The 18,970-nt window shown below is 39.0% G+C and carries 26 protein-coding genes; 21 read left to right on the top strand and 5 right to left on the bottom strand.

What is annotated here, in order from left to right; translation table 11 throughout:
• Window positions 1–2: 2 nt before the first annotated feature.
• On the bottom strand, window positions 3–275 hold the full coding sequence (locus M1575_02935; protein MCL5095660.1) for a hypothetical protein: 273 nt from the start codon (window positions 273–275) through the stop codon (window positions 3–5).
• Window positions 276–362: 87 nt separating this feature from the next.
• Here M1575_02935 and M1575_02930 point away from each other — a divergent pair, with 87 nt between their 5' ends.
• The 7 genes from M1575_02930 to M1575_02900 all read left to right on the top strand — a co-directional run bounded on the left by M1575_02930 (window position 363) and on the right by M1575_02900 (window position 5,588).
• A complete protein-coding gene (locus M1575_02930) occupies window positions 363–629 on the top strand; it encodes a hypothetical protein (GenBank protein MCL5095659.1) in 267 nt (88 codons plus the stop codon).
• Entirely contained in the window at window positions 575–1,234 is a 660-nt protein-coding gene (locus M1575_02925) for a nucleotidyl transferase AbiEii/AbiGii toxin family protein (GenBank protein MCL5095658.1), read from the top strand. The genes M1575_02930 and M1575_02925 overlap by 55 nt, the downstream gene beginning before the upstream one ends.
• A 137-nt stretch (window positions 1,235–1,371) precedes the next feature.
• Window positions 1,372–2,721, top strand: a complete 1,350-nt coding sequence (locus tag M1575_02920; protein MCL5095657.1) for a YcaO-like family protein — start codon at window positions 1,372–1,374, stop codon at window positions 2,719–2,721.
• 5 nt (window positions 2,722–2,726) lie between these two features.
• Window positions 2,727–3,488: a SagB/ThcOx family dehydrogenase gene (locus tag M1575_02915; GenBank protein MCL5095656.1), complete on the top strand. Its 762-nt coding sequence runs from the start codon at window positions 2,727–2,729 to the stop codon at window positions 3,486–3,488.
• Between the two features lie 224 nt (window positions 3,489–3,712).
• On the top strand, window positions 3,713–4,339 hold the full coding sequence (locus M1575_02910; protein MCL5095655.1) for a GNAT family N-acetyltransferase: 627 nt from the start codon (window positions 3,713–3,715) through the stop codon (window positions 4,337–4,339).
• A gap of 4 nt (window positions 4,340–4,343) precedes the next feature.
• Window positions 4,344–4,847: a GNAT family N-acetyltransferase gene (locus tag M1575_02905; protein MCL5095654.1), complete on the top strand. Its 504-nt coding sequence runs from the start codon at window positions 4,344–4,346 to the stop codon at window positions 4,845–4,847.
• A 102-nt stretch (window positions 4,848–4,949) separates the two neighbouring features.
• A complete protein-coding gene (locus tag M1575_02900; GenBank protein MCL5095653.1) occupies window positions 4,950–5,588 on the top strand; it encodes a DUF2268 domain-containing protein in 639 nt (212 codons plus the stop codon).
• 36 nt (window positions 5,589–5,624) lie between these two features.
• Here M1575_02900 and M1575_02895 read toward each other — a convergent pair whose 3' ends face one another.
• From M1575_02895 to M1575_02885, 3 genes are read right to left on the bottom strand one after another with little or no spacing between them, the layout of a single operon-like run.
• Window positions 5,625–5,855: a hypothetical protein gene (locus tag M1575_02895; GenBank protein ID MCL5095652.1), complete on the bottom strand. Its 231-nt coding sequence runs from the start codon at window positions 5,853–5,855 to the stop codon at window positions 5,625–5,627.
• A 24-nt stretch (window positions 5,856–5,879) separates the two neighbouring features.
• Window positions 5,880–6,098 (bottom strand): hypothetical protein, encoded by a 219-nt coding sequence (locus M1575_02890; GenBank protein MCL5095651.1) that lies wholly within the window; start codon window positions 6,096–6,098, stop codon window positions 5,880–5,882.
• Between the two features lie 32 nt (window positions 6,099–6,130).
• Window positions 6,131–6,352 carry a hypothetical protein gene (locus tag M1575_02885; GenBank protein MCL5095650.1) on the bottom strand — a complete coding sequence of 74 codons (222 nt, stop codon included), beginning with the start codon at window positions 6,350–6,352 and terminating at the stop codon, window positions 6,131–6,133.
• Between the two features lie 98 nt (window positions 6,353–6,450).
• Here M1575_02885 and dprA point away from each other — a divergent pair, with 98 nt between their 5' ends.
• The 3 genes from dprA (at window position 6,451) to M1575_02870 (ending at window position 10,699) form a co-directional block, all read left to right on the top strand.
• On the top strand, window positions 6,451–7,536 hold the full coding sequence (gene dprA, locus M1575_02880; GenBank protein MCL5095649.1) for a DNA-processing protein DprA: 1,086 nt from the start codon (window positions 6,451–6,453) through the stop codon (window positions 7,534–7,536).
• 15 nt (window positions 7,537–7,551) lie between these two features.
• Entirely contained in the window at window positions 7,552–9,681 is a 2,130-nt protein-coding gene (topA, locus tag M1575_02875; GenBank protein ID MCL5095648.1) for a type I DNA topoisomerase, read from the top strand.
• 346 nt (window positions 9,682–10,027) lie between these two features.
• Window positions 10,028–10,699: a GTP cyclohydrolase II gene (locus M1575_02870; protein ID MCL5095647.1), complete on the top strand. Its 672-nt coding sequence runs from the start codon at window positions 10,028–10,030 to the stop codon at window positions 10,697–10,699.
• Window positions 10,700–10,713: 14 nt separating this feature from the next.
• Here the strand turns inward: M1575_02870 and M1575_02865 are convergent, their stop codons facing one another.
• Window positions 10,714–11,079, bottom strand: coding sequence for a hypothetical protein (locus M1575_02865; GenBank protein ID MCL5095646.1), 366 nt, complete (start codon window positions 11,077–11,079; stop codon window positions 10,714–10,716).
• A gap of 128 nt (window positions 11,080–11,207) precedes the next feature.
• Between M1575_02865 and M1575_02860 the strand changes: the two genes are divergently transcribed.
• The 11 genes from M1575_02860 to M1575_02810 form a co-directional block, all read left to right on the top strand.
• Window positions 11,208–11,555, top strand: a complete 348-nt coding sequence (locus tag M1575_02860) for a nucleotidyltransferase domain-containing protein (protein ID MCL5095645.1) — start codon at window positions 11,208–11,210, stop codon at window positions 11,553–11,555.
• The gene (locus M1575_02855) at window positions 11,548–11,976 is read left to right on the top strand and encodes a HEPN domain-containing protein (protein ID MCL5095644.1); all 429 of its coding nucleotides are present in this window, start codon (window positions 11,548–11,550) and stop codon (window positions 11,974–11,976) included. The genes M1575_02860 and M1575_02855 overlap by 8 nt, the downstream gene beginning before the upstream one ends.
• Window positions 11,977–12,043: 67 nt before the next feature.
• The gene (locus tag M1575_02850) at window positions 12,044–12,457 is read left to right on the top strand and encodes an NUDIX hydrolase (protein MCL5095643.1); all 414 of its coding nucleotides are present in this window, start codon (window positions 12,044–12,046) and stop codon (window positions 12,455–12,457) included.
• 704 nt (window positions 12,458–13,161) lie between these two features.
• Window positions 13,162–13,470, top strand: a complete 309-nt coding sequence (locus M1575_02845) for a hypothetical protein (GenBank protein MCL5095642.1) — start codon at window positions 13,162–13,164, stop codon at window positions 13,468–13,470.
• A gap of 132 nt (window positions 13,471–13,602) precedes the next feature.
• Complete coding sequence (locus tag M1575_02840; protein ID MCL5095641.1) at window positions 13,603–14,022, top strand: hypothetical protein; 420 nt, start codon at window positions 13,603–13,605, stop codon at window positions 14,020–14,022.
• Between the two features lie 13 nt (window positions 14,023–14,035).
• Window positions 14,036–14,494: a hypothetical protein gene (locus M1575_02835; GenBank protein MCL5095640.1), complete on the top strand. Its 459-nt coding sequence runs from the start codon at window positions 14,036–14,038 to the stop codon at window positions 14,492–14,494.
• A gap of 145 nt (window positions 14,495–14,639) precedes the next feature.
• Window positions 14,640–15,077 (top strand): hypothetical protein, encoded by a 438-nt coding sequence (locus M1575_02830; GenBank protein ID MCL5095639.1) that lies wholly within the window; start codon window positions 14,640–14,642, stop codon window positions 15,075–15,077.
• A gap of 144 nt (window positions 15,078–15,221) precedes the next feature.
• Entirely contained in the window at window positions 15,222–15,710 is a 489-nt protein-coding gene (locus M1575_02825; protein ID MCL5095638.1) for a hypothetical protein, read from the top strand.
• 390 nt (window positions 15,711–16,100) lie between these two features.
• Window positions 16,101–17,648: a hypothetical protein gene (locus tag M1575_02820; GenBank protein MCL5095637.1), complete on the top strand. Its 1,548-nt coding sequence runs from the start codon at window positions 16,101–16,103 to the stop codon at window positions 17,646–17,648.
• Between the two features lie 92 nt (window positions 17,649–17,740).
• Window positions 17,741–18,298 carry a M23 family metallopeptidase gene (locus M1575_02815; GenBank protein MCL5095636.1) on the top strand — a complete coding sequence of 186 codons (558 nt, stop codon included), beginning with the start codon at window positions 17,741–17,743 and terminating at the stop codon, window positions 18,296–18,298.
• Window positions 18,295–18,970 (top strand): hypothetical protein (locus M1575_02810; protein ID MCL5095635.1); only part of this gene is annotated, 676 nt, incomplete at its 3' end. The genes M1575_02815 and M1575_02810, both read left to right, overlap by 4 nt.

The following is an 18,970-nucleotide window of genomic DNA, read 5'->3' as shown; positions in this document are numbered from 1 at the left end:
TATCACTTTTCCTTAGTGATAGGTTTTTTCTGATGAAATTCAAATCCATATTGGGTTTGGCCGGTAACTGGTTCAAACCAATACCCAGTCGCTGCTATTGTTTCTGCGTGTGGTTTTCCTGATGGGCCTTTCATAAAAAGACCGCCTAAACATTCGACAGCAGCATGGCAACAAGCCTCGTTAATCATCCTTGCCATTTCTTCGGGGGTGGCTTTGTTTGTAACTGGCGTTTTAAATCTTTTACCACAATCTTTGCATTCAATGGCTGGTGACATAATTTTTTCCTTTCCGGACAGAATTTTCCATATCTTACTCCTCCTCCTCCTTGTCAAGTCAAGGTAAATTTGAGATAATATCTCCGTATGGTTTATTCGCAGAAAAGCTCTGCTTATCTTTGGGATTATGATGAGAAGGAACTGCAAAAAACCGAAAAGGGTCGGATTTTTATTCTGGAGAGAATGTTAAATTACGGCCCAGGCAAGAAAAAAATAAAACTGTCTTTGGTCAAAAAATACTGGGACAAATTAGTTCCTAATCTTTTTGCCGTGAGAAGACGGCTTATGGAGCTTTTAATATGGGGCAAATATCAATCCTCACCCCAGAACAAAAAACCATTCTGGATGGGATAAGGACAAACGATTTTATCCGCGAAAATTTCTATTTTACCGGCGGTACGGCTTTATCGGAATTTTATCTTCACCATCGTTATTCAGAAGATATTGATATCTTTTCAGAAAAGAAATTCGACCCGCAAATTATTATTTCCTTTATGGATAGTTTGAGCGAGGAATACCATTTTAAATATCAAGTAGAAACAATAGAAACAGTTAATATGTTTTTTCTTGATTTTGGCAAAGAGCCGTTTTTAAAAATTGACTTTAATAATTATTCTTATAAAAGAGTTGAAAAAAGTATTTTGCAGGACGGAATTTACGTTGATAGCCTTCTGGACATTGCGATTAATAAACTTTCAACCATTATTAGAAGAACAGACATCAAAGATTTTGTTGATCTTTACTATCTTGAACCGCAATTTGGTCTTTGGGATTTGATTGAAGGAGTACGAATAAAATTTCATCAGGAAATTGAGGCTTATAATCTGTCCTCGGATTTTTTGAAGGTTGAGGATTTTGAAACTTTGCCGAAAATGATTAAGCCCTTGACCCTAGATAAAATAAAAAATTTCTTTCGTGAAAAAGCCAAGGAATTGGGTAGGACAGCGGTCGAACCGTGATCGCCAAAAAGATTTTGGAAGAGTGGTTTAACAGGTAAGGTAAAGAGAGTCTATTTTATAAGAATGGCGAAAAAATCCGCAACCCATACAATTTGTTGAATTTAATTTACATTGGTAGTATAATCTAATTATTATATATGGACCAGCTTTTATTCCGCGATTCGGAAAAATCGATTGACAAGTTGCTTACTTCCTTTTGTAAAATTATTCCCCAGTTGAGCTTTATCGAAAATATATATAGAGTTCCCCTGTATAATGATGAGCCTAAATTTTTTCATTTTATATGTAGGGTAAAAGAAGTCTCTAAAAAAACGGGTGACGGAAATCCAAGAAGCCGAGACAATAGCGGCGGAACATCTTTATTTTCTGAAAAGGAAGCATATTTAAAGTGTGTCGCTGAAGCTCTCGAAAGATATTATTCTAGTTCATATTTTCAATCAAATTTTATAAAGAATAGTTTCTCTGAATTAGGAAAAAACAAAGCGGTCGACCCAAAAGATTTTTCGGCTTTTTCAAAAAAACAACTTTTGGAAAAAGGATTCGAGATATTTAATTTTGACAACAATTCTGTTTTTTCATGGATGAAGGGTTTTGAAATAAGCCCAGAGACAATAACCAGTAAATTCATACCGGCGCAATTGATCTATTTTAACTATAGACCGATAGCGGGAGAAAGATATATAAGGTTAAACATAAGCACTGGAACAGCCGGCGGAGGAAGTAAGGCAGCAGCTATTTTAAGAGGAATATATGAAACAATTGAAAGAGATTCATTCATGATCCACTATTTGAAGAGATTACATGGTTATAAAGTAGATTTATCTAAAATAAATAGAAAATCAATCCAAAAGATTATTGATATTACTAAAAGATATAGGCTAGAGGCACATGTTATTGACATAACTACAGATATAAATATTCCTTCATTTGCCACACTGTTGATAGATAGAACTGGTATCGGTGACCCTGTTACTATCGGGCTTAAATCTAATCTTGACCCATACAAAGCCATTTGCAATTCTTTTGAAGAAAGTTTACATGTCATTGGATGGATGAGAGAATATTACGAATATCATCATATAAAAACTCAAAAAATAAATCCAGAAGAAATATCTAGTGCAGAAGATAGAGGGATGTATTGGTATGATCAATCTAAATTGAAGTACCTTGATTTCTGGACAAAACAAAAACCGAAAAAATTAAAAAAATACCCCAAATTTACAAATTACGATTCTGGACCAATCTTAAAAGAAGTCTTAAAAATATTAGAAGAAAATCATTTAAGAACATATTTTGTAAATTTAACCCCAAAGCCTATAGGAGCTACAGGATTTTATGTAATAAAAGTTATTATTCCCGAACTCTACCCATTTTATGTTGACGAGGCATATAAATACTTAGGGGTTAAAAGACTATACGAGGTTCCAAAACTACTTGGTTATAAGGTTGAGAAGCCTATTAATAATATTCCGCACCCTTTTATATAATAAACATGGATAAAAACTTGCCACATATTAAATATTCGACTACGCAAGAATTTCACGATAAGACAAAAACTAGAGATTTTGTCGGTAATAAACATAAGCCAGGCGAATGGCCGAGAGAATGGACGGAAATTCATTATAAAACCTACCCTCGTTTTAATAAAATAAAATTAGCCCCCATTATAAAAGATTTACCCTCTTTAGATAAGTGTCTAATCAAAAGATCTAGTATTCGTGATTTTTCCAATGAGTCTTTGAGCCAAAACGTTTTTTCTTCTTTACTCTTTTATTCATTCGGTCAAAGAAAGGAGAAAAATAATAGATTCTATCCCTCTGCGGGAGCGCGATATCCGATTGAAGTTTATCCAGTAATACTAAATATCAACAATCTGAATAAAGGTATATATCACTATAATGTAATTAGCCATTCTTTAGAATATCTTTGGACGGGGAAGAATTTTGAATCTAATATATTTAGCTGCTTTGATCAGCCATGGATAAAACACGCAGCCTTGCTTTTACTATTTACAAGTGTTTTTTGGCGGTCAGAGATGAAATATAGCCTTAGAGGATATCGATTTGTCATGATTGATGCTGGGCACATGTCTCAAAACGCCTACCTTGTTTCTACGTCATTAAAATTAGGCTGTTGTGCAATAGGTGGTTTTTTGGATGATAAAATCAATAATTTACTTGATATTGACGGAATAGAAGAATCCACCATAATGGTCTTAGCAATTGGTAAAAGGCAAATTTTTGAAAGGAGGTGATATATTAAATGATTAATATAGAAATGAAAAATGCTCGGCCATTAGTAAGCTACACAAAAGAATTTGGGGGGCCAGAGATTGTGAATGCAATTCAGACAGCTCAGGATGTTCTTGTGACGATGGATACATGAAAAATAGAGCTAAAAAAATAGCCGTAACCAGCGGAAAAGTGAGAAGAGCAAGGTAAATAAAATTGATTCGAACAAATATATTCCCTCTTAAACATGTTAGTATGGGGGAGAGAATATCGTAGTGTGGTAATAAATATAGTGACAAATATTGAAAACGAATTCCCAACAAGAAAAGAGCTGGTATTAATAACCCCACGATTATTTATTCGTGAATTTGCTCTAGACGATGCCGAAGCATTGTATAAGATATTTTCTGATCCAGACGTAACAAAATATGTATCTTGGAGACCATATATTACGATAGGTCAAGCAAAGTCTTTTATATTAAGGGTTATTGGAAATCAAAAGAGAACCCCCAGAACCAATTACGGATTAGCAGTGATGTTAAAAACGTCAAAAGAATTAATAGGATATACAAGCCTTCAAGTGAATATGGCGAATCGATCTGCGGAGTGGGGAATTTTCCTAAAAAAAGAAGAGTGGGGCAATGGACTAGGCACAGAGGTTCAATCGGCGATGTTGAATTTTGGATTTGAAGACCTGGGATTACACAGAATTTGGGCAACATGTGATCCAGGTAATATTTCGTCAAAAAGGACGATGCAAAAAACCGGCATGAAATATGAAGGATACATAAGGGGCAATATATGGATGCCCAGAAATCAGACGTATAGAGACTCTTTGTTATTTTCAATTCTTAATAATGAATGCAAAAAGTAAAAATATGGATAATCTGTTTTTTAGAATAGCCCAACACGGAGATGAACCATCTGCAATTGAATTGTTCAATAATTTAATGAACGATGGGTTAAACTATTTAACCGATATGTATCCATTTAACGAAGAAAATCTAGAGGGCTATCTTGAAGAAAATATGAAACATAATATTACGATTTTCGCACTGATTAATCAAAAAATTATCGGTTGGGTGACCCTAACAAGAAGATCTTTAAAGTTTCAAAAACACATTGGTTTGTTATTAATAGGAGTATTACCTGAATATCAAAATAATCACGTTGGAAATAAATTAATTTTTCAGATAGAAAAAATGGCTCCTCAAATACAAATAGAAAAAATAGAAGTATCAATTCGCAAAACATCGACTAAAACCTTGAGGTTTTTTCTAAATCTTGGATATATAGTAGAAGGCGAAAAAGTAAAATCTGTTAAAACTAATTATGGATATGAAAGTGAAATTGTATTAGGGAAAATTATTCGTTATCAATAGAAGTTTAATTCCTTTTAAATATCTGACAGAAGCCTGTCAAGTTTTTAGAAACTCAAACGTCACAAGGTAAAAAGTCTGAAGTCTATTTTTAATAATATAATTATGAACATCAAACCTCAAATACTTCATGCGAGTGGCAGATTAAAACCTTTTGAACATGCAATAAAAAAGGTTTCAAAGTCTTCCATAGATTCTATTGTTAAACTTATCCCGATAGATAATGTCGATATTATTTTTTATGACGGTGGTACAAAGGGAATAATTCAACATTTGGGGGTAGGCGGATATTCCGCAACAGTAAATCTTATAATGATTTCTATAAATCCTGAATTCAATAAACTTGAAGAAAGTCTAAAAGAAAATCTTCCGAGGATAATCGCTCATGAATTGTACCATTGCATTAGAAAATATAGATATAGAAAAAAACAGACACTATTTGGAGCTCTTATAAACGAAGGGCTAGCGGACCATTTTGATATCGAAGTAAATAAAAAAAGACCAGAAAAATGGGATGTAGCACTTGATAAAAAACAATTAAGAGATCTAAGCAAACGTGCCAAAGGGCAGTATAATGATTTGTCTTACAATCATGAGGCTTGGTTTTTTGGATCAAAAAAAGAGAAAATTCCTCGGTGGGCAGGATATACAGTTGGGTTCAACTTAATTGCTCAATATTTAAAACGTCACCCAAATAAAAAACCTTCAAATCTTTATAATCAAGACGTAGAATTTTTTCTATAAAAAGCTAGTAAAGTTGCAGTGTGCCGGAAGAATGGTTTAACCGTTGATAACAACGACGTCTTTGGAATTGAAAGCGGGCGTTTTGGGTGTTTCTGGATAATAATTCCAGTGGCTTATGGGTTCTTCTTCTTGATTATTTACATGTCCAGCCGCGGCTTCATGGACTTTGGTTGCCGTAAGCAGATTTACCATTTGTTTTACTGTTGCCGGTTCTTTAGTTGTTTTAATTCTATAGTGACAAAGACGACATTCAAGAGCTGGTGGCATAAATTTCCTTTCTCTTAAAATCTTTTATTTTTGAGTTTGCGGTTGATAACGATTGCTTATATCCTTGCACGCAGCACAAGGTTGGCCCCGACCGTCGGCAACTTCCACAACTTCGACCTGGTGTTCATTGGCATAGTTTTGAGCGTCGGCGTGTCTTCTTCTCGCTCCTTCTTTATCCTGCGAGATTGGATTATGGAAAAGCATGATATTATCGCCCTTAACCGTTTCAAAATGTGGTGACATTTATTTTTCCTTTCCGGACAGTTTATAAAACTTTATATATTTTTAGAAGGATTAGGCACAATTTCTTTACCGTCGCAATTAAAACCACGTTTCGTCATGCCCGAATAGCATTGTTTATCAGGGTCAAACGCTCTATTTCCCAAACAGCCTTGAGGACACTGGCGTGTTTTCGGACTAACCGTACGGTTGCCTGTTCTGGGGTCAACTCCAAAAAGAACCAAGACGACTGATTTTGCTTCGATAGGACTTGGCATCTTTTATTTCTCCTTTCCGGACAGAAATTAGGATTGGCCGATTATAAGGCACATTATTTGCCTTGTCAAATTTAAAATAACCTGTTAAATTGTTATTAATGCAAAAAGACCTGCCTTTTTGGTTGGCGTTTAATTTTTTCTCCGGCATCGGCCCGCAAAGATTCAAACTTCTTTTAAAATATTTCGGCAAAGCGCAAAAAGCCTATGAAGCTAACGAAGAGACACTTTTAAAAACCGGCCTTGGGGCCAACCTCGTTTCTCAATTTTTAATCTTCCGGCAAAAATTTAACCCCCAAGGTTTTTACGAAGAAGTGAAGAAAAAAGGCATCACGATTTTAACCCTAAAAGACAAAAATTACCCGGATTCATTGCGGCAGATTAGCGATTGTCCGCCGGTACTATATATAAAGGGGCAAATCAAAATCGAAGACGAGCTGGCCGTGGCCATTGTCGGCACCAGAAAAATCTCTGCTTACGGCCGGGAAGTGACCGAAATTTTGACCCGCGATCTCGTCGCCTCGGGCCTGACCATCGTTTCCGGCTTGGCCAGAGGGGTTGATTCTTTAGCTCATAAAATCGCTCTTGAGGCCGCCGGCCGGACGATTGCCGTCTTAGGCTGCGGAGTCGATTTGGTCTATCCACCGGAGAATAAAGCCCTTTATGAACAAATAATTTTGCATGGTGCGGTTGTTTCCGAAGTGGCGCCCGGACAATACGTGGCCAAAGGTATTTTTCCTGCCCGCAACCGGATTATCGCCGGTCTTTCCTTAGGCGTGGTCGTTACTGAAGGCGCCGAGGACTCCGGAGCCTTAATTACCGCCCGGGATGCGGCGAACCAGGGTCGTGAGGTTTTTGCCGTGCCCGGGCCGATTACCAGTTATCTTTCGGCAGCCTCCTCGATTCTGATTAAAGAAGGGGCGAAATTGGTTTATCATGTTTCTGATATACTGGAAGAACTTGACATCAAATCAAAAATTAAAAGTCAAAAGGCAAAAAAAATTATCCCGGAAAATCCCGAGGAAGAAAAAATTCTGCAGATTTTGGAAAACGAACGTCTGCATATTGACAGTCTTGTTAGAATATCTGGTATGGAAGCAGGAAGGATTGCCAGCCTTTTGACCTTAATGGAAATTAAAGGCAAGGTCAAAAATCTGGGCGGAATGGTGTACACAATAAACAAATAATCTAATGACTATAAAATGAATTTAATTATTGTTGAATCACCGACAAAAGCCAAGACCTTAAGTCGCTTCTTGGGCAGCGATTATCAAATCGAAGCGACCATGGGTCATCTTCGCGATCTGCCTTCTCAAAAATTGAGCATCGAAATTAAAAAGAAAAAAGAAGGCCAATCTTATGATTTTTTGCCAGATTACGCTTTAATTCCCAAGAAAAAAGAAACGATTGATAAACTGGTCAAAGATGCCCCAAAAGCCGGCCAGGTTATTTTGGCGACCGACCCTGATCGGGAAGGAGAGGCGATTGCCTGGCACGTTTCCAAAATACTCCCAATAAATACCAAGACTCCCAATAAATACCAACGTATTGTTTTTCACGAAATCACAGAGTCAGCGATTAAAGAAGCTTTAAAAAATCCCCGGGAAATTGATCTTCATTTGGTTGATGCCCAGCAAGCCCGAAGAATTTTAGACAGGCTGGTCGGTTATAAACTGTCGCCCTTGTTGTGGAGAAAGATAAGGCGGGGCTTGTCGGCCGGAAGAGTGCAATCGGTCGCGGTTCGTTTGATTGTGGAAAGGGAACGGGAAATTCAGGCTTTTAAAGCGGAAGAATATTGGACGATTCAGGCGGAATTAATATCCGATAAAGTTGGCGCTGATGTCGGCACAAAAATTTTTTCGGGTTCCAAATCTCTCGCGGATGTGGCACTAACTGTTAAACAGTCTATTGCCGCTCGTAATGAAACCCTCAAAAATTTTGTGCCTCCCCGCGCCATTACTAAAAACTCTTTCTTGGCTAATTTAGTCAGTCAAGACGAGAAAAAATTGGAAATTAAAAATAAAGAGCAGGCCGAGCAAATTGTCGCCGACTTACAAAAATTAACCTATCAGGTTAAAGAAATCAAAATTAATGATGCTTTAAGGCATCCTTATCCGCCGTTTACGACCTCGACGATGCAGCAGGCGGCGGCCGTTCTTTTCGGCTGGACAAGCAAAAGGACGATGCAGGTCGCCCAGAGTTTATACGAGCAGGGCCTAATTACCTATCACCGGACCGATTCTTTAAATTTGGCTCAATTGGCGGTTTCGGCTTGTCGCGATTTCATCGTTCACGAATACGGCCCAAATTATTTGCCCGAGGCGTCGCGTTTTTATAAAACGAAAAGCAAGGTTGCCCAGGAAGCTCACGAAGCGATCAGACCGACGAAAGTAGAGATCAGGAATCAGGAATCAGGAATCAGTCGGGATGAAGAAAAGCTTTACGAATTAATTTGGAAAAGGTTTGTTGCCTGTCAAATGAAAGAAGCGGTTTTTGAGGAAACTAAAGTGGAAATTAGCGCGGGCAACTATCTTTTGCGCGCCACAGGGAGTAATTTAAAATTTGACGGCTGGAAGAAAATTTATGGGAATAATAATGATGAGGAGGAGGGGACGGGAAATGAAATCCCGGCCTTAACCATCGGTGAGCTTTTAACGCTCCTTCAACTTTTGCCCAACCAGCATTTTACCGAACCGCCGGCCAGATACACCGAAGCGACCCTGATTAAAACTTTGGAGGAAAAGGGGATTGGCCGGCCGTCAACTTACGCGCCGATTATTTCGACCATTCAGGAGCGCCAGTATGTGGAAAAAACCGACCCATCAGGAGGCGGGCGGGGCAAAAAATTTGCGCCGACGGTTTTAGGGACAACCGTCAATGATTTTTTGGTCGCGAACTTTGCGGAAATTGTTGATTACGATTTTACCGCGAAAATGGAAGATAATTTGGATGCCATTGCCAACGGTGAAGTTGAATGGCAGCCGATGCTTTCCGAGTTTTATACTCCTTTTGAAAAAAAACTGGACGAGGTTTTGGAGAAAGCCAAAAGGGTGGCCGTTCCGGTTGAGGAAACCGACGAGAAGTGCGAGAAGTGCGGGGCGCCTTTGGTTATAAGGCTGGGCAAATTTGGCAAGTTTTTGGCCTGTTCTAAATTTCCGGAGTGCAAGTTCACGAAAAATTTTGTCAACAAAACCGATCTTAAATGCCCCGAGTGCGGGGGAAACATCGTCATCAAAAAAACGAAAAAAGGCAGAAGCTTTTTCGGTTGCCGTAATTATCCGACCTGTACCTTTGCCGCCTGGAGACGAGATGAAATTAAAAGTAAAACCTGAAAGGAAAATGCAGGACTTAATCTCATAATTATGAAACTTATAGGAGACAAATATCGGGAGACAAGAGGTAATATCTCAACTGTCAATTTAGTTAAGTGTATAATCTGTAAAGGAAAATTATTAATTTACCAAAAAGACGGTCTATCCCACAGGATGTTTAGGAAAATTTATCCCGATAAGGTGCTGGAATGAGGGTTGGCAAGACAAGACGACAAAACTTTATTCTGCTCAAGGTGCGGGGTTGTTTTTGGAACAATATTTATTTGTACCACTCATGGAGAGAAAAGAACAGCTTTCCATGTAGATAGAACTAAAATTAGCAAAAAATTAATTTTTAAAGGATAATATGTTAGACAGGTGGATCATCGGCCAGCAATATAGGCCAATTGAAAGGAGAGTAGCTATGGAACCTAATAAGTACCAATCAATCGTTGAAAGAACTGCCGAGGGATTATTGCCTACAAAAACAGGAATATGGCATATAGTCAGTTATCGGCAAAAAGATGATAATGAAGAACACGTTGTTTTATACAAAGGTGACATAACCACAAAAGAACCATTATTAACCCGTCTGCATTCGTCTTGTGTGACGGCAGAAACTTTTCACGCTACCAACTGCGATTGCCATGAACAAATAGAAGCAGCGATGAAAAAGATAGCCGATGCCAACAGAGGGTTAATCGTTTGGCTGCATCAAGAGGGCAGGGGAAATGGTTTGGCGGGCAAGGTTTTACAGCTTAAGGAAATGGTGGAAAAAGGCGTGGATACGGTAACGGCTTTTGAGAATCAGGGCATGAAGGGAGAAAACCGTTGTTACCAGGCCGGGGTTGATATTTACAGGAATTTGCATGTTACCGCCCCATTGCGAATGATGACGCATAATCCCGATAAACTTGCGGCATTGCGGGAGGCGGGGTTTGTCGTTGACGTCGAACCGTTACCCATCAAAGTAAATAGCAAAATGACCGCCAAAGATTTAGAGGCCAAAAAGCGAAGACTGGGACATTTATATCCATAAAAATCAATTTAAATCTAGGTGGGGTTAACAGAAGGAAGAGAAGAATTTTCCAGTTTGGCAATTCTTTTTTCGTGATCGTCAAGTGTTTCTTGTTTGCGGAAGTGAGCGCCTTGATGGGCGACAAATTCCTCTCTTGACGTTTTAAGTTCAGTTATAATTTCGTCTTTTATGTTGGCCACATCGTTTCTAAGTAAAGCCATCTCGTCGAGGATTTTATCTGAAAATTTTTCAAGCTCAAACCATGTCCAGTTTCGCGTTCCCTCAATTTTTTCGTTAAGTTTTCTTGCCTCAATCTTCGTAATTTCAGTTTGCTCAAGAAGCTTGTTTAGCAGTTTTTCTAGTCTTTTTAATTCGATATTGGGTTTTTTAGTAGTTTGCACATCTTTATTTAAGATGTTTAAAGAATTAAAGTCAAGATATCAATTTCAATCACCGCTTGGCACAAAGACCAGAAAAAAAGCAGAAACTTGACGAAAATAAGTTGACGGATATGTTAAGATAATTAAGTATGCTAAAGAAGCAAAGTTTCTCCGCGAGTAGAAAGGAAGATTATCTTAAAAAACTTCCTCAAATAGTAGCTGCTCTTAAAAAGGGCTACAAGCCGGAAAAGATCATTCTCTTCGGTAGTATGATTGATTCTAAAACCCAAAGTAATGACATAGATCTTTTCTTGATCAAAAAAACTTTAGTGAGCAGATTGGGAAAAAGAGCTACAGAAGCTTGGTCATGTCTTCCTGCCCAAAATATCCCCGTAGATTTTTTGATTTATACTCCCTCGGAGGTAGAGTACGAAATCAACAGGGGCAATGTTTTTATAAGCGAAATTCTCCAAAAAGGTAAAGTTCTGTATGGTTAAGCAAAGCTTTTCTGTGAAGAAAAAGTTTCGCGAATCTAAATATTATGAAGATTGGCTATTAAAAGCCAGGCGTGATCTTGATACGGGATTTTTGAATAATCGTCATGGCGGTTATACGGATACGACATGTTATTTTTGCCATCAAGCAACCGAGAAGGCTCTTAAAGCCTATCTTTTAGCCAAAGGGTTGGAATTTCTTCCTAAAATTCATATTCTTCCTTTGCTTTTGACAATGTGCGTGGATAAAGATCGGGATTTTTTGCAATTCGAAAAACAATGTAAAATACTTAACGAATATTTCATTGAAACGAAGTATCCGGCTGATGCCATTATTGATTATTCAAAAGAGGAAACAGAACAGGCCCTTTTTGATGCGGAAGAGCTTTTTTATTTTATAGAGAAAAAATTAAAACAAACTTAACAAAAAAGGATTTTTAGTCGTCATTTTAAACTAGTCTTTCCCCGTTTTGAAACGGGTTTTTTTGAATATGGCGTACTTTTGGTCGCTAAATAAAAATAACGAAGTCCTGCTCACCCAGAGAAATGAACAAGAATTTCCGATTTGGGATGGAAAATGGGGCATTCCTGGGGGACATTTAGAATTCGGTGATAATCCCGAAGAAAGGCTGGTAACAGAGCTTAAAGAGGAATTGGGCGTGGAAGTTAGGATCTTGACGAAAACGCCTTTTCTTACCTCTTATGTTTTTAGGACCGATAAAATGATTTATCACGGTATCCTTTTGTGTTATTTGACTCAAATTATTAGAGGACAACCCAAAATTGCTAATCAAGAGAATCGAGATTTTAAATGGTTTAAGCCAGAAAAAATTAATTTTAAAGATTGTCTCCCAAGTACAGATATTTTCATTTCCCAATTGCCGCCTGGCGCAAAGACCAGATAAAAAAGCAGAAGCCAGCGTGATCTCCTCCCAACGTTAAACTCATAATGTAGAGCCCCAGTGGGATTCGAATTCATGATTAATTTGAATGCTGGAGAGCTTTTGCAACTAGAGCCTATAATATTTGATATGAATGATGTAATAGGCTATAATAGCCCCTAAAGTTATTTTTGGTTTATATATGAGTATTACTGAAACACAGCCAAACAGAGCGATAACAGATCTTTTGCCTGCGCAAAACTATAGGGAAAAGGGTAGAGAAGAAAGAAGGTTAGTCTATAGAGACAATAATCTCTTAATATCTTGGGATAAAATTCCATATGGGGATTTTTTAGCTCCAGATGACATTAAAGTCTCTAATTTTATAGAGTCAATGAGATCTTTGGTGGGCACCTTTTAGTGAGTTTTTTATTCTACATGCCTTAGCCTACTTAATAATTAGGGATAATTTAACCATTCCTTATGATAAACAATATAAACGAAGCCAAGAATTAAGAGATAATCCTACTTTACGCAGGCAGATTGGTAAAGCAAGAAAATCCTTTTATGATGATCTAATTGCAAGATTAGATTTATCAGCGTTAAATCGAGGGATAACCATTACCGAAAAACGACCCGATGCGAATATTGATATTACTAGTGTAGTTTCGGCAGAAGCTCAAAAAAGATCAGAATTAACAAGGGATTTAGCAGGTTACGAATCATTCATGGGATACACCACAAGATATTTTAGGGAATTTGTAGCTAAAAACAAAAGCCTGCTTGTTTTTATGGGAAACAGTAACCCCGACATTAAAAGTCCGGCCATAACGATTAATGGAAAAGGCATAGCTTTTGCGAATATTGATAGAAATGTCGATCTAGTCGTTCCAAATACAGGCAATATTTATTTAAGTGCTTTAAAGACAATTATTCAATATTCTCATTTCAAAGCTCTGCAAAATACCTTAAAAGAGAGTGTTGAAAGAGGAGATATTCAAGTTGTCCCTGCATTATATTCATACCCCAAGATGTGATAAAGCGTTTGGTTTTTATTTAGAAGATGAGATGTTGCATCAAAATCTGCAGGCGACGGTGGGCGTGGAAATCGACCAGAGAAAGAGCAAACAAAAGAACGACCACATTGGTTTAGTATGAGTCATGACGAATTGCAAACTAAACTACATAGAGATACTTTGTGGAGCGAAAAAGGAATAGATGCACGTGGACATGATTACGAACAGTTGCGTAGGGCTAATTTGGGTAGTAACTGTCCCGTAGTTGATGATATCGTTATTGATGCAATGACAGCAACAAGCATGAAGACGCTTGACTTAGCACTAAAATCATATCAAGATATAAGAGAAGTTGATTCGACAGTGAGAAAATATATTGATGAACTTAGTGGATTTACTTATGGACGATGGAAAGATATGGTTTTTGAAAGAGGGCGTAATTTTCAGGACAGGTATTTAGAGCTAGGTATTCCTGCAGGAAGAACCAACCCAGAACAGACTGCCAAGCTTCATGAATTACAAGATTATGCACAAAGTCGAGATGTAACACTTGTCATCGTGGAGGTGCCATAATAAAATAATAAATATGACTGAGCCAATAAAAAAAACAGCCCACCTTGTCCTTGTCTATTATTTCAGTGACATGTTTTACGTTGTGGGGGCGGTCGAAATGCCACCTATTTTTGTGTGGAGGCAAGTAAATCCTATTATTACAGTAAAAAACCACAATAGAGATAAACTTGCGGATGCTATAGGGGTGGCTCGACTGATAAGTAAGTCACGCTTTCATCCTGATCATGCAAACCCAGAAATAAAACCGTGGGACGGAGAACATGAAAGAGTTTGGAATAATTCTTCAAAATCGTGGTCAATATGGTGGAATGAAGACGGAAGTGTGGACATGTCGCTTGATGAACCCTACGATCCTAATGAACCAGATTTGGGAGAAGGTAAGGCTTGGAGGAGTATAAAGGGTGCCAAGAAACATTTATCTCCACCCGTTTCTACAAAAGATATTGCTAGGGAGATATTAAAACAGCTGTGAAGAAGAAAATTTTCAAGATAGATATTTAGAAGTTGGTATTCCTGCAGGGAAAGCTAGCCCAGAACAGATTGAAAAGCTTTATGAACTACAGGATTACGCGCAAACAAAAGATGTTACACTGGTTATAGTTGAGGTGCCATAATCTATGGTTGAAATTAAAAAAACGTATCATCATGTATCCATTTACTTATTTAATAGAATTCTTTATGTGGTTGGTTCGGTAGAGCTTCCACCTATTTTTGTCTGGGCACATGTTAACCCTGTGATAAAATTACAAGATTTCAGTATTGAAAAACTCTCTCAAGCAATCGATTCAGCTCACATAGTAAGTAAATCTCATTTTGACCCGGACCATGCAAATCTAGAAATAAAACCATGGGATGGAGAAAAAAACAGGGTGTGGAACCACGCCTTAAAGTTATGGTCTTTATGGTGGAAGGAAGATGGAAGCGTTGATATGGATACTGAAAACCCCGATAAAATGTATAGGGGAGATATGCAATGGAAAACAATTTCAGAAAAAACATTCTCTCCACCCGTTTCTACAAAAGATATTGCCAGGGAGATATTAAAACAGCTGTAAAGAAGAAAATTTTCAAGATAGATATGTAGAGATTGGTATTCCTGCAGGGAAAGCTAGCCCAGAACAGATTGAAAAGTTGGAGGAATTGCAAAACTATGCTCAAAGTAAAGATGTAACGTTGGTTATTTGTGAGGTGCCATAATTATGATTGAAGCAAGGGGTGATAATATTCACGAGGTTTCTGTCTACTACCTAGACGATCAGTTTTATGTTGTGGGGTCGGTTCGCATCCAGCCTTTTGGTTTTTGTCGTCAGGTAGAACCTGTATATATGGTACAGTTTTCAGATGGTAAAAAATTAGCACAGGCCATAGAATCTGCGCGGTTAGGAAGTGATGTAAGTAAGGAGCGTTATTTTCAACACCAAATAAGAACAGATGTGACGCCATGGGATGGAGATTACGGAAAAGTTTGGGCTAAGGCCGCAAAGTTATGGGAGGTTGATTGGTACGAAGACGGAAGTGTGGAAATATCGCCTCAGGAGTCCTATGATCCTAATGAGCCAGATTTGGGAGAAGGAAAGGCGTGGAGAGGAATAGATGGCGCGAGAAAAATATTACTTCCACCGCTTTCTGCTCAGAATATAGCAGAAGAAATTTTGAGTAAAGTATATCACACAGATAAGAAGATATGATCTTGATGATACATAGAAATAGGAATTTCAGCTGGAAAAGCCACTGAAGCAACAAGTAAAGAACTTTTAGAGATGCAGGATTACGCGCAAACAAAAGATGTTACACTGGTTATAGTTGAGGTACCGTAATCATATGAGTTTTGCCAAAAAAAGCGTCATTATATATTTCCTGGATGATAAATTTTATTGCATAGGAATGGTGCGTATGCCTCCCATTGGCCTGAGCGCTGAAATGCTTCCTGTGTTTACGTCGCGAAGCCATAATCTTGATGATCTAGCAAAAGCAACTGAGTTAGCCTACTTAAATAGCAATACAGCATATCCGCCGGATCAAAAACCCAGGATTTGACAAGCAAGCCGTAAATGTTATAGGATAAAGAGAGCGAAATCATGGAGACACCTGAAAAAGCGGGTCTAAGTTTCGAAAGAGAAAGTAATCCTTTGGCGGAAAAGATAAGTCCTGACCGGACCTATGTTCTTGTCAGCTTTCCTGATGAACGTGATGAAGTCAAATTACCCAAGCCATTAGTCGAAGCGATTATTGCCGGTGGTGTTTTGGTTTCGGCTTTAAATAACTCGGACAAAAAACTCGGGAGAAGAGAACTTCTAGGCGGAAGTTTGTTATTCGCCGCTCTTGCGGGTTTAGGTTGTAATCGAGGCCAACCGGAATCAACACCGACACCCGATACCCCCACTCCTTTACCTTCGCCGACAGCGACTTTAAAACCGGATGCGACCCCGACAAGGATTCCGCCGACGCCAACAGCCGTGGTTATTAATTTGCCGCCGGTGGTGGGCGGGCCTGAACCCCGGCCAACCCCGACGCCCGATATCCAAAGAGAGAGTCTGGCGCAAAAAGCCGCCGACTATTATCTTAAAAATCCTTTAATTGACGTTTTAAATAACCGTCCTTTCTCGGGCGTTATCGTTTCGGAAAGAGACACGAACGGCAATTTGCTGATTTCAATAAGAACTTTAAGCGGCGAAAGGCTGGAAGATTCGGTTCTGGCCGGAAACTGGGGCTATTTTGCTCTTGATGAGAAAAATGAAGTGACGGGGATTATTTGGGCCAAACAGGAGACTTTTAAAGATTCAAAGGGGAATGTAGGTTATTTGGGCGACAGCACCATCGCGACCAAAGGTGCCGGCTGGTTTGGCATGGAACAAATGGGCTATTGGACCAAAGACAAAAAACTGATCGCCACCGTTGACCCCAAAACCGGAGAAGCCAAAGAAATTATTCCCATACCGGAATTTAAAGGTTTAAAACTTGAAGGTTTTACCCAAAAATACGACCCGGAAAAGAAAGTCTGGACCTATCTTGATACTGACGGTAAAAAAATTGCCTATTGGAATGAAAAAGGAAACGAAGGGAAAGGAAGGGTAGAACTGATAGAAGGAATAAAAGAAATTGATTTTAAAAAACACCAAGCTTTATTTACGGGTTGGGCGGCTAAAGAAGCAGAAAGCGCAATTCTTAAGGCGGCGGGAGAGGGAGAAATAAAATTGCCCATTCCCTTTTTGCCGAATGAGGGACAGGTTTTAGAAAGAGCGAGTCTAAAAAAATATCTCGCGTTTCGTAATCTTAAAACAAATACGGTTATCTTTGCTTCTTTTGGGGGAATGGTATCTAAAGTTGCGTCGGGAAATGGTAAAGGAAGGATCGATGCTTATTATATTAAGCTATCCAGCCCTGACAAATTAATTAGCGTAAATATCTATTATCCCACTAAAGATCAGTATCTTGGTCCTTCTTATGGTGGTGTGGTTAATCTTGAAACGCCTCTTGTCAATATTAGTGAAACAACTTTTCCATCTGCTTTTGGAGACAGTGATTGTCAAACAATAATGGCGTCTTCGTTAAGAGAAAAAGCCACAGACATTTCTTTTGCGAATTTTTTAAGAACTAATGAGGGTCGCCTCGTTTACATAAAGTAACTTTTTTCTTCGCCTCTCTTAATTTTTAATCAACGAGGGATTGACAGTCTTCTAACATTATAGTAGTCTAAAATTTAGAGGTATTACTGCCGGTGAATAAACGCGGATTAATTTTATCATTTAGCCTGATTGTTTTAATTGTAACCGTTATTGTCATCAGCTTCAATTTTTTCTTCCCCAAATCAGCCAAACTCTGGCAAAAAGCCCAATCTTCGCCAACGCCCCCGGCTTTGCAAGCCGTCGAGCTTAAGGAAACTTTTGCCTTACCGGTCAAAAAAGAATTATTAGGAACCTTGCCGGCGACGGCCAGCGACTCCGATCGGTTGGTTTTTTTCCTCGCCCCAAGGACCCCTGTTTACGCTCTTATTTCCGGCAAAATTACTTATGCTGGTAGCAAGCTTTCCGGAGAGACACCCGAATTTGAGAATATCATTATCAGAAACCAAGCAAAAAATCTTAACGCCAGCTATCTTTTCTCGGCCAGGAGCAAACTTTTAGTTAAAGAAGGCGACAGCGTCCTTGAGGCGGAAAAAATCGCCGAAATAGACGAGTTAAGCGGCGGGATCAACTGTCTGGGCGGAGCCAACTTGGGCGTGACCTTAATCCAAAACGGTAAGCCGGTTAAATTGACGAAAGAAATGCTCAGATGAAAATTAAATTTCTTTTCTTTTTTTTCTTTCTTTTTTCTCTTTTTTTATATCAGCCACCGGAAGTTAAGGCGATTGTTGATTGTTGTCCCGAGGGTCCGGGTCTTTGTTCAACCGATGTTAATTACTGTAAGAGTCATTTATTAAACTGCTGTTATCCCAGTTGTCCCTATACGAATTGGACCAATGTTCCGGTTAGCGAGTGTCAATCATCTTTGGGCAGTCCTCAAAACGTTTGCTGTACACAAAGCGGCGGAGGTTGCAGCAGCGCCTGTGGAACATTGGCCCAATGGGGTTGGTGTTACGCGGCCAGTTGCCAGGTCAAAGCAAACGAAACTAAAGCTGGACAATGTGATTACCAATATCAGTATTCTTACTCCAAGTGTGGAGCGGTTGACAGTTGTCTGGATACGCCCTATTTAGAGGCGGGTTTATGCGACGCGAGCGGTTGTAAGGTTGGCGGCGATTATAAAACCTGTTGTCAGGGTGGTTCGGTTGTGGCTTGCACCGGCGGTGAGTTTTCCGGTGAATGTCCCGCGGGGTCAAGTCCGGTGGTCAACTGCGTCGGACCTTCTTGTTGCACAGCCACGCCCGGACCGACGCCGGTGCCAACGGCTCCGCCTGCTTGTGCTGTTGATTGTTCACAATGGAATGGTTTGGCGAATGCAGGAACCT

This window comes from Patescibacteria group bacterium (assembly GCA_023473585.1).
In the GTDB taxonomy this organism is placed as follows: domain Bacteria; phylum Patescibacteriota; class Microgenomatia; order JAMCYU01; family JAMCYU01; genus JAMCYU01.
Note: the sequence above shows the minus strand (reverse complement) of the source record. Positions and strands in the feature narration are given on the sequence as shown.

Coding starts and splice junctions, on each gene's coding strand:
- M1575_02935 (MCL5095660.1), bottom strand. CDS start 275: ATGTCACCAGCCATTGAATGCAAAGATTGTGGTAAAAGATTTAAAACG.
- M1575_02930 (MCL5095659.1), top strand. CDS start 363: ATGGTTTATTCGCAGAAAAGCTCTGCTTATCTTTGGGATTATGATGAG.
- M1575_02925 (MCL5095658.1), top strand. CDS start 575: ATGGGGCAAATATCAATCCTCACCCCAGAACAAAAAACCATTCTGGAT.
- M1575_02920 (MCL5095657.1), top strand. CDS start 1,372: ATGGACCAGCTTTTATTCCGCGATTCGGAAAAATCGATTGACAAGTTG.
- M1575_02915 (MCL5095656.1), top strand. CDS start 2,727: ATGGATAAAAACTTGCCACATATTAAATATTCGACTACGCAAGAATTT.
- M1575_02910 (MCL5095655.1), top strand. CDS start 3,713: ATGTTAGTATGGGGGAGAGAATATCGTAGTGTGGTAATAAATATAGTG.
- M1575_02905 (MCL5095654.1), top strand. CDS start 4,344: ATGGATAATCTGTTTTTTAGAATAGCCCAACACGGAGATGAACCATCT.
- M1575_02900 (MCL5095653.1), top strand. CDS start 4,950: ATGAACATCAAACCTCAAATACTTCATGCGAGTGGCAGATTAAAACCT.
- M1575_02895 (MCL5095652.1), bottom strand. CDS start 5,855: ATGCCACCAGCTCTTGAATGTCGTCTTTGTCACTATAGAATTAAAACA.
- M1575_02890 (MCL5095651.1), bottom strand. CDS start 6,098: ATGTCACCACATTTTGAAACGGTTAAGGGCGATAATATCATGCTTTTC.
- M1575_02885 (MCL5095650.1), bottom strand. CDS start 6,352: ATGCCAAGTCCTATCGAAGCAAAATCAGTCGTCTTGGTTCTTTTTGGA.
- dprA (MCL5095649.1), top strand. CDS start 6,451: ATGCAAAAAGACCTGCCTTTTTGGTTGGCGTTTAATTTTTTCTCCGGC.
- topA (MCL5095648.1), top strand. CDS start 7,552: ATGAATTTAATTATTGTTGAATCACCGACAAAAGCCAAGACCTTAAGT.
- M1575_02870 (MCL5095647.1), top strand. CDS start 10,028: ATGTTAGACAGGTGGATCATCGGCCAGCAATATAGGCCAATTGAAAGG.
- M1575_02860 (MCL5095645.1), top strand. CDS start 11,208: ATGCTAAAGAAGCAAAGTTTCTCCGCGAGTAGAAAGGAAGATTATCTT.
- M1575_02855 (MCL5095644.1), top strand. CDS start 11,548: ATGGTTAAGCAAAGCTTTTCTGTGAAGAAAAAGTTTCGCGAATCTAAA.
- M1575_02850 (MCL5095643.1), top strand. CDS start 12,044: ATGGCGTACTTTTGGTCGCTAAATAAAAATAACGAAGTCCTGCTCACC.
- M1575_02845 (MCL5095642.1), top strand. CDS start 13,162: ATGGGATACACCACAAGATATTTTAGGGAATTTGTAGCTAAAAACAAA.
- M1575_02835 (MCL5095640.1), top strand. CDS start 14,036: ATGACTGAGCCAATAAAAAAAACAGCCCACCTTGTCCTTGTCTATTAT.
- M1575_02830 (MCL5095639.1), top strand. CDS start 14,640: ATGGTTGAAATTAAAAAAACGTATCATCATGTATCCATTTACTTATTT.
- M1575_02825 (MCL5095638.1), top strand. CDS start 15,222: ATGATTGAAGCAAGGGGTGATAATATTCACGAGGTTTCTGTCTACTAC.
- M1575_02820 (MCL5095637.1), top strand. CDS start 16,101: ATGGAGACACCTGAAAAAGCGGGTCTAAGTTTCGAAAGAGAAAGTAAT.